This is a genomic window from Actinomadura sp. NPDC000600, from assembly GCF_040492135.1.
Classification (GTDB): Bacteria; Actinomycetota; Actinomycetes; order Streptosporangiales; family Streptosporangiaceae; genus Spirillospora.
Map to the genome: position 1 here is coordinate 570606 of NZ_JBEUPD010000001.1, position 8818 is coordinate 579423.

9 protein-coding genes are annotated in these 8818 nt (G+C 73.2%); 8 read left to right on the plus strand and 1 reads right to left on the minus strand.

Features of this window, described 5'->3' with window-relative positions; genetic code table 11:
* The first annotated feature begins 2 nt into the window (after positions 1–2).
* From ABWI07_RS02750 to ABWI07_RS02785, 8 genes are all read left to right on the plus strand, one after another.
* On the plus strand, positions 3–1166 hold the full coding sequence (locus ABWI07_RS02750) for an acyl-CoA dehydrogenase family protein (protein WP_149262559.1): 1164 nt from the start codon (positions 3–5) through the stop codon (positions 1164–1166).
* Positions 1163–2143: a bifunctional MaoC family dehydratase N-terminal/OB-fold nucleic acid binding domain-containing protein gene (locus ABWI07_RS02755; RefSeq protein WP_353817494.1), complete on the plus strand. Its 981-nt coding sequence runs from the start codon at positions 1163–1165 to the stop codon at positions 2141–2143. Before ABWI07_RS02750 ends, ABWI07_RS02755 begins: the two co-directional genes overlap by 4 nt.
* On the plus strand, positions 2143–3207 hold the full coding sequence (locus ABWI07_RS02760; protein WP_149262561.1) for an acyl-CoA dehydrogenase family protein: 1065 nt from the start codon (positions 2143–2145) through the stop codon (positions 3205–3207). Before ABWI07_RS02755 ends, ABWI07_RS02760 begins: the two co-directional genes overlap by 1 nt.
* Before the next feature lie 26 nt (positions 3208–3233).
* Positions 3234–3713, plus strand: coding sequence for a MaoC family dehydratase (locus tag ABWI07_RS02765; protein WP_353817495.1), 480 nt, complete (start codon positions 3234–3236; stop codon positions 3711–3713).
* Positions 3710–4885 carry a lipid-transfer protein gene (locus ABWI07_RS02770; protein WP_353817496.1) on the plus strand — a complete coding sequence of 392 codons (1176 nt, stop codon included), beginning with the start codon at positions 3710–3712 and terminating at the stop codon, positions 4883–4885. The genes ABWI07_RS02765 and ABWI07_RS02770 overlap by 4 nt, the downstream gene beginning before the upstream one ends.
* A complete protein-coding gene (locus tag ABWI07_RS02775; protein WP_353817497.1) occupies positions 4882–5697 on the plus strand; it encodes a MaoC/PaaZ C-terminal domain-containing protein in 816 nt (271 codons plus the stop codon). The genes ABWI07_RS02770 and ABWI07_RS02775 overlap by 4 nt, the downstream gene beginning before the upstream one ends.
* An 11-nt stretch (positions 5698–5708) precedes the next feature.
* A complete protein-coding gene (locus ABWI07_RS02780; protein ID WP_353817498.1) occupies positions 5709–6500 on the plus strand; it encodes an SDR family NAD(P)-dependent oxidoreductase in 792 nt (263 codons plus the stop codon).
* 701 nt (positions 6501–7201) lie between these two features.
* Positions 7202–8206 (plus strand): ArsR/SmtB family transcription factor, encoded by a 1005-nt coding sequence (locus tag ABWI07_RS02785; RefSeq protein ID WP_353817499.1) that lies wholly within the window; start codon positions 7202–7204, stop codon positions 8204–8206.
* Here ABWI07_RS02785 and ABWI07_RS02790 read toward each other — a convergent pair.
* Entirely contained in the window at positions 8133–8651 is a 519-nt protein-coding gene (locus ABWI07_RS02790) for a hypothetical protein (RefSeq protein ID WP_149262567.1), read from the minus strand. The genes ABWI07_RS02785 and ABWI07_RS02790 overlap by 74 nt on opposite strands.
* Between the last annotated feature and the right edge of the window lie 167 nt (positions 8652–8818).

Here is an 8818-nt window from a genome sequence, read left to right on the forward strand (position 1 = left end):
GTATGGATCTGCGTGAGTCCGAGGCGCATCGCGAGTTGCGCGCGGAACTGAGGGCGTACTTCGCGGGCCTGCTGCCCGCGGACGTGCGCCGCCGCGCCGGCGAGCAGGGCGTGGGCGGCGAGCGGTTCCGCGAGATCGTCAAGATGCTCGGCAACGACGGCTGGCTCGGCTACGGCTGGCCGGAGGAGTACGGCGGGCAGGGCAGGTCGATCGCCGAGCAGTACGTGTTCTTCGACGAGGTGCAGCGCGCCGGGCTGCCGTTCCCGTTCGTCACCGTGAACACGGTCGGGCCGACGCTGATGCGCTTCGGCACCGAGGAGCAGAAGCGGACGTACCTGCCCGGGATCCTGTCGGGCGACCTCGTGTTCGCGATCGGCTACACCGAGCCCGAGGCCGGGACCGACCTCGCGTCGCTGCGCACCCGGGCCGTCCGGGACGGCGACCGGTTCGTCGTCGACGGCAGCAAGGTCTTCACCAGCGGCGCCAACACCGCCGACCACATCTGGCTCGCGGCGCGGACGAACCCGGACGCGCCGAAGCACAAGGGCATCTCGATCCTGATCGTCCCGACCGACGCCGACGGGTTCTCCTGGAGCCCGATCCAGACGGTCGGCGGGATGGTCGTGACGGCGACGTACTACAACGGCGTCACGGTGCCCGCGTCGTCGGTCGTCGGGGACGTCGACGGCGGCTGGAACCTGATCACCACGCAGCTCAACCACGAGCGCATCGGGCTCGCCGCGCTCGGCGGCCGGATGATCCGGCTGTGGGAGGACGTCCGCGACTGGGCGCGCGAGAACGGCGTGATCGACCTGCCCTGGGTGCGGGCCGACCTCGCCCGCACGCACGCCAGGCTGGAGGCGATGCGGCTGATGAACTGGAAGATGACGATGGCGGTGGAGGCCGGGACGCTGACCGGCGCGCAGGCCGGCGCCGCCAAGTCCTACGGGACCGAGACGCACATCGACGTCCAGCGGACGCTGACCGGGATCCTCGGCGCCGCCGGGCGGATCCGCCCGGAGTCGCCGGGCGCCGTGCTGCACGGCCAGATCGAGCAGCTGTCGCGGCAGGGCATCGTCAACACCTTCGGCGGCGGCGTCAACGAGGTGCTGCGCGACATGGTCGCCGTCCAGGGGCTGGGTCTGCCGAGGTCGAGGCGGTCATGAGCGGCGGTGAGGAGTACGAGGCGCGGCTCCAGGCGTGGGTCGGACGGCCCTACGGCGAGCGGCGGACCGGGCAGGACCCGGTGAACGTCCCCATGATCCGGCACTGGGTCGAGGCGATGGAGGACGGCAACCCCGTCTACCTGGACGAGGACGCCGCGAAGGCGACCGGCCGCGACGGCGTCGTGGCGCCCGCGTCGATGATGCAGGCGTGGACGATGCGCGGGTACGCGGCGTCCGTCCGCGACGACCCCGCCGGGCCGGACGAGCTGACCGAGCTGCTCGCCGAGGGCGGCTACACCTCCGTCGTCGCCACCGACTCGGAGTTCGAGTTCCACCGGGAGCTGGTGCCGGGCGACCGCGTCAGCGTCGAGGAGACCGTCGAGTCGATCTCACCGGAGAAGAGGACCGCGCTCGGCGCGGGGCGCTTCGTCAGCACGGTCAAGACGTACCGGGACGCGGCCGGCGAGGTCGTCGCCACGCAGCGGTGGCGCCTCCTGCGGTTCCGCCCGCCCGAGAAGCCCGCCGAGAAGCCGGCGGAGAAGGCGGCCGAGCCGAAGGCGCTGCGGCCGCGACCGCCGATCAACCTGGACAACGCGTTCTGGTTCGAGGCGGCGAAGGAGCACCGGCTCGTCATCCAGCGCTGCGCCGACTGCAAGTCGCTGCGGCACCCGCCGGGCCCGTGCTGCCCGCAGTGCGGCTCGTTCGAGTGGGACACCGTCCAGGCGTCGGGCGAGGGCCACGTCTACAGCTACGTCGTCAACCACCACCCGCGCCACCCCGCGTTCGAGTACCCGCTGGTCGTCGCCGTGATCGAGCTGGCCGAGGGGACGCGGCTGATCGCGAACATGACCGGGGTCGCGCCGGCGGACGTGGAGGTCGGCATGCCCGTCGTCCTCGACTGGATCGACCCGGACCCCGACCTCTCCCTGCCGGCGTTCCGCCCGGCCGGACCGCCTCGCAACCCCGAGGAGCGCTGATGGACTTCACGCTTGGCGAAGAGCTGGAGGCGGTCAGGGACCTGGCCCGGCAGATCTTCACCGACCGCGCCACGCAGGCGCGGATCAGGGACGCCGAAGGGACCGAGCACGGCTACGACGAGGGCCTGTGGGGCGAGTTGGGCGAGACGGGCCTGCTCGGCGTCGCGCTGCCCGAGTCGGCGGGCGGTGCGGGCCTCGGCGCCGGCGGCCTGGCCGTCCTGCTGGAGGAGCAGGGGCGCGCCGTCGCCCCCGTCCCGGTCTGGCCGGCCGTCGTCGCCGCCCTCACGCTCGCCGCGCACGGCGAGGACGTCCCCGCCGGCTTCGTGGACGGGACGTCGCGGCCGACCCTCGCGCTGGAGGAGTTCGCCCCCGCCGACCCCGCGGCGCCGCGGTGCGCCGCCGCCCAGGACGGCGCGAACTGGCTGCTGACCGGTACGAAGGCCGCCGTCCCGACGCCGTTCGGCGCGAGCCACGTCCTCGTCTCGGCCGCGTCGCCGGAGGGACCGGGCCTGTTCCTGCTGGAGGCCTCCGCCCCAGGGGTCTCCTGGGAGCGCGCCGAGACCACCAGCCGCGACGTCGCCGGGCACCTGACCCTCGACGGCGCCCCCGCGCGGGCTCTGCCGGACGGCGCGCTGGCCACGGCGCTGCGGCTGGCCCGCGTCTCCCTCGCCGCCGTCCAGGTCGGCGTCGCGGAGGGCGCGCTGCGGATGGCCGCCGACTACCTCGCGGGCCGCGAGCAGTTCGGCCGCCCGCTCGCCACCTTCCAGGCCGCGCAGCACCAGCTCGCCGACTGCTTCATCGAGATCGACGCGCTCCGCGTCTGCCTCTGGCACGCCGTCTCGCTGATCGCCGCCGGGGAGGACGCCGAGACGGCCGTGCTCGTCGCCAAGTGGTGGTCGGACGAGGGCGGGCTGAACGTCGTCCACCGCGTCCAGCACCTGCACGGCGGCATCGGCGTGGACGTCGACTACCCGGTGCACCGCCACTTCCTGTGGGGCAAGCAGATCTCCGGGACGCTCGGCGGCGCCTCCTTCGACCTGGAGCTGCTGGGGGCGGCCCTGTGACCGGAGGAGCCGTGACCGGAGGAGCCGTGACCAGGAACTACGAGGACGTGGCGGTGGGGGAGGAGCTTCCCGAGCTGCGCATCCCGCTGACCCGCACGATGATCGTCGCGACCGCGCTGGCGAGCCGCGACTACCAGGACGTCCACCACGACCCGTCGCTCGCCGTCGAGCGCGGCTCCAAGGACGTCTTCATGAACATCCTGACGACCAACGGGCTCGTCGACCGGTACGTGACGGGCTGGGCCGGGCCCGCCGCCGTCGTGAAGGCCATCAGGATCAGGCTGGGCGCGCCGAACTACCCGGGCGACACGATGGTCCTCACCGGCACCGTCCAGGCCAAGGACGGCGCCGGCCGCCGGGTGGAGATCGCCGTGCGCGGCGTCAACGCGATCGGCCCGCACGTCACCGGCACCGTCGTGGTCGAGCTGCCCGCCGTCCAAGCACCGGCAGTCGAAGCACCGGCCGTCGAAGCACAGGCCTTCGAAGCACAGGGGAGCGGCGCATGAGCGTCCTGCCAGGGGCGGCCGCGGTCGCCGGGATCGGCGCCACCGAGTTCTCCAAGGAGTCCGGCCGCAGCGAGCTGCGGCTCGCCTGCGAGGCGGTGCTCGCCGCCATCGTGGACGCGGGGCTCCAGCCGTCCGACGTGGACGGAATGGTGACCTTCACCGCCGACACCAGCTCCGAGATCCACATCGCGCGCAACCTCGGCATCGGCGAGCTGAAGTTCTTCTCCCGCATCGGGCACGGCGGCGGCGCGGCCTGCGGCACCGTCCAGCAGGCCGCGATGGCCGTCGCGACCGGCGTCGCCGACGTGGTCGTCTGCTACCGCGCGTTCAACGAGCGGTCCGGCACCCGCTACGGCCTCGGGCAGGCCGACCGCCCGATGGACGTCAGCGCCGACAACGCCGCGTACGCGTGGATGAACCCGTTCGGGCTCTCGACCCCCGCCCAGTGGGTGGCGATGTTCGCCCGCCGCTACATGCACGAGTACGGCGCGACCAGCGAGGACTTCGGCCGCATCGCCGTGGTCGACCGGCGGCACGCCGCCGCGAACCCGGCCGCCTGGTTCTACGGGCGGCCGATCACGCTGGAGGACCACCAGGCGTCCCGCTGGATCGCCGAGCCGCTCCGCCTCCTGGACTGCTGCCAGGAGAGCGACGGCGGCCAGGCCCTCGTCGTCGTCTCCGCCGAGCGCGCCCGCGACCTCCCGCACCGGCCCGCCGTGATCTGGGGCGCCGCGCAGGGCTCCGGCAACGACCAGCACATGATGACCAGCTACTACCGCTCCGAGATCACCGGCATCCCCGAGATGGGCCTCGTCGGGCGGCAGCTCTACGCCCAGTCGCGCCTCACCCCGGCCGACGTCCAGGCCGCGATCCTGTACGACCACTTCACGCCGCTCGTCCTCCCGCAGCTGGAGGAGCTGGGCTTCTGCGCGAAGGGTGAGGGCAAGGACTTCGTGGCCGACGGCAACCTGGAGCTCGGCGGACGGCTCCCGGTCAACACCCACGGCGGCCAGCTCGGCGAGGCCTACATCCACGGGATGAACGGCATCGCCGAGGGCGTCCGCCTCGTCCGCGGCACCTCGGTGAACCAGCCGGGCGACGTCCACAACGTCCTCGTCACCGCGGGGACCGGCGTGCCCACGAGCGGTCTGATCCTGGGGGCGGACGAATGAGCCATGAATGGCACGGGCGGGCGCTCGGTACGCGCACGGTCACCTATGACGAGACGCGGCCCATCCTCTACGCCCTGGCGGTGGGCGCGGGCGCCTCGGACCTCGACCTGGTCTTCGAGGAGAGGCTCCGGGTCCTGCCCGCGTTCGGGCTGACCCTCGCCCAGTGGGCGCCGGACGTCCTGGGCTCGGCGGGCGCGTTCGACGTGCGGACGGCCGTGCACGGGACACAGCGCCTCCGCGTCCGGAAGCCGCTGCCGCGTTCCGGCTCGGTGGAGATGAGCGCCTCCGTCACCGCCGTGTGGGACAAGGGTTCCGCGGCCGTCTTCGACGTGGCGGTCGAGAGCGAGTACTTCGAGGCGACCTGGTCGCTGTTCGCGCCGGGGTGCGGCGGTTTCGGCGGCGAGCGCGGCCCGTCCTCCCGCCGCCGACCCGAGGCCGACCCGGGCGGAGTGCTGACCGCCTCCACGGCGTCCGACCAGGCGGCGCTCTACCGGCTGCTCGGCGACCGCCACCACCTGCACATCGACCCCGAGGCCGCGAAGGCGGCCGGGATGCCGCGCCCCATCATGCACGGCCTGTGCACGCTCGCGGCGGTCACCCTCCCGCTCGCCGAGTCCCTCGGCGCCCACCCGGCCGACCTGGCCGAACTCGAAGGCCGCTTCGCCGCGCCCGTCTTCCCCGGCGACGCCCTCCAGGTGAGCACCTGGAGGGACGACGCCGGTCCTGACGGCGGCGCGGTGCTCTTCGAAGCGGCCGTGGACGGGACGACGGTCATCTCGGGCGGCCGGGCCCGCTTCGGCGCGGCGGGATAGGCGGAGGCGCCATGGCCGAGCACTCGAGCGTCGTCGTGACCGGCGGCAACCGGGGCGTGGGACGCGCGGTCGCCGCCGAGGCCGTCCGGCGGGGCCACCGGGTGACGATCGTGGCGCGGCGCCCCGACGCGGGCGCCGCCGCCGCGCGGGAGGTCGGCGCCGACCTGGTCGTGGGCGACCTGTCGTCCGTCCGGACGGTCCGGGAACTGGCCGGGGCGCTCGCCGAGGCCGTCCCCGGGCCGAGCGTGCTCGTCCACAACGCGGCGCTCTGGCCGAACCGGCGCGAACTCAACGAGGACGGCTTCGAGCAGGCGTTCTTCACCAACCACCTGGCGCCGTTCCTGCTGAACCGCCTGCTGGAGGAGCGGTTGCGCCGGGTCGTTCAGGTCAGCGCGGCCCTCTACGCCGCGGGCCGGGTCGACCCCGACCGGACGCCCGAGGGCCGCGACTTCCATCCCGTGCGGACCTACGCCGGCACCAAGCTGGCGAACCTGCTGATGGTCCCGCTGTTCGCCGAGCGCTGGCAGGGCACCGGGGTGACGATCGACGCGGTGCACCCGGGCGTGCTGCGGACGGACCTCACCACCCGGGGCGGTGCCTTCGGCCTGCTCATGAGGGCGGTCAAACCGGCGCTGAAACCGGTCGGCAGGGCCGCGCCGCCCGTCGTGGACCTCGTGGACTCCGGCGGCACCGGACGGTACTTCCACGTCGCCAAGGAGAGGCCGCTGAAGCCCAGGGCCCGCGACGGCGCCCTCGCCCGCCGCCTCTGGGACGACGCCGAAAGCGTCCTCGCGACCGTGTAGTGCCGAGCGCCTGCGCCGGATCCGCGTCGACCGGAGGAACGGTCGCCGCCGGAAGTGGCGCCTGGTGACCGAGTGATAATTGTGGGTACCGGGTGGTGGTGGGCGCCCCGAGGTATTGGCCGCACCTTTCTTCGGAGCTGCACGGCACGGAAAGAGCGTGCGAGCATCGCGTGATGTGCCGGCATAAAGCCCGATACTCTCGGAATTGATAGCCGCCCGGCGCGGCTTTGTGTTTCACCGGTAGTGGTACCGAACCGTTCGGTGCTGATACCTCGGGAACGGCGAAGTTGACGATCTGAGGCCGAAAGTGGCCAGCGGCGTTCGCGGATCTCTCCTGGTGGGGAAGGCCGCGGTGCCGACTTCCCCGGAACCGCCGCCGGCGGAACGGCCGCGGTACCCGTTTTACCGCCCGCTCGACATGATCTCGCCGGTGACAATCATGATGCGGGCAATTGCGGTGGGTGATCACGCAGGGTGCGGATGGTGCCAGGATATTGAACGACCGTTTCCATGTCTTGACTTGCCAGTACTCTCCGGGTTAGACAAGGTATCAAGGCGACCAATGGCATACGGGGTTGCAGTTCTTGCCATTGGCTGGGGCCAGCGGGGTGTGCGTTCCGTGGCGCGACCTGATCTCTCGGTCGCGGCCCCTGCTTCTCGCCGTGCCAGGCAGCAGATACGAGGAGACGGGGGAACACTCCATGCTGCATGTCCATTTCACCGGTAACGATCTCGCCAGAACGAGGATCTCCGGAGCGCACCCGCTCTGGGAGACCGTCCTGAGCGTGCGGGCGCTCCCGACCCGGTCGGGCCGCAGGGCGCTCGACGGGTGGCGTTCGCGTACCCGGGTCCGCCTGCCGCGATCGAGCCGGATCCTGCTGGCGCTGTGCCCGCACGAGGGGCCGTTCGCGGAATTCCTCATGCGCGGGGAGGAGGGGCAGAACTGGGACGAGAGCATCGAGGCGGTCGTCTCGGCGCCGAAGGAGCGGTTGGTCCGGGAGCTCGCCGCGCTCTCCCAGCTTCCGGCGTACGCCGAGCCCCTCGCGGCCGGAGATCCGCGGGCGCTCCATGAACTCGGCGGAGCGCTGCGGGACTACCGGCGCGCCGCCATCGCCCCTTACTGGGACCGGATCCAGAGCAGGATCGACGTGGAGCGCAGCTTCCGTCTCCGGACGGTCGCCGAAGGCGGCGTCGAGCTGCTGCTGTCGACCCTGTCCACCGACGCCCGGTGGGACGCCGGCGTGCTGGAGGTGCGATCTCCGGAAACGCGGACGGTCAGGCTGGAGGGGCGCGGCCTGGTGCTGGCGCCGTCGGTGTTCTGCGGCCGCAGGCCCTTCTTCCTGGAGGACCGGGAGGGCCGGGGCCCGGCGGTGCTGTTCTTTCCCACGTCCACCGAGTTCGGGGCGGAACTGCACGACCACGGCCCGGGCGGCGGGCGGTCCGAGGCGCTGTCGGCGCTGCTGGGCGCGACCCGCGCGGCGGTGCTCCGCGGTGCGGTGGGCGGGACGACCACCACGGAACTGGCCAGGCTGCTGGGCGTCACCCCCTCGACGGCCAGCGAGCACGCGAAGGTCCTGCGCGAGGCCGGCCTGATCGTCACCGGGCGGACGGGCCGCAAGGCGGTGCACGCCATCACGCCGCTGGGCGTCGCCCTGTCCCGCCTTCCCTCGCTCGGTCCGCCGGAGCCGGTGCGGCCAGGTCTCTGAGGAGGTCGAGGGAGCGGACCGGCTCCGCCCGGCGGACCCGGCCCGACTCGACGAGCACGGCGAACGGCGTCCCCGGGACCCGGTAGGCGGACATGAGCTCCCGCTCCCCGGAGTGCACGGGGATGAGCCCGTCGCTCACGGGGAGCGGGTCGCCGGAGAAGACGGCCCGCATCGGGAGGCTCGCCGGGTCGGCCGCCAGTGCCTCGGCCTCCTCCAGGACGGCGGGGCAGCCGCCGCAGCCGGAGCTGAGGAACAGCAGCAGCGTCGGCCCGGTCGGCGCGACCCCGAGCCGGTCGAGTCCGGGCGCCTTCGCTCCCGCGGGCAGGCCCGGCTCGGGGACGCGCGCCTCGACGGCGCGCAGCCGCCGGTTCATCCGCACGAGTGCGAGGGCGAGCAGGACCATGGCCGTCCAGCAGGCCAGCCCGGCGGTCGTCTCGAACGTCATGTCCCCGTGCTCCTTTCCTGGGTGCGTTCAGGTCCTCACCGGGTCGGCCCGGCGACGGGGGACCGCAGCGCGGGAAGCTCCCACAGCAGGATCGCGAACACGGCGCCGGCCAGGGCCGCGACGCCCGCCCGGGCGCCGGCCGCGGCGACGGCCGTCCCCGGTCCGGC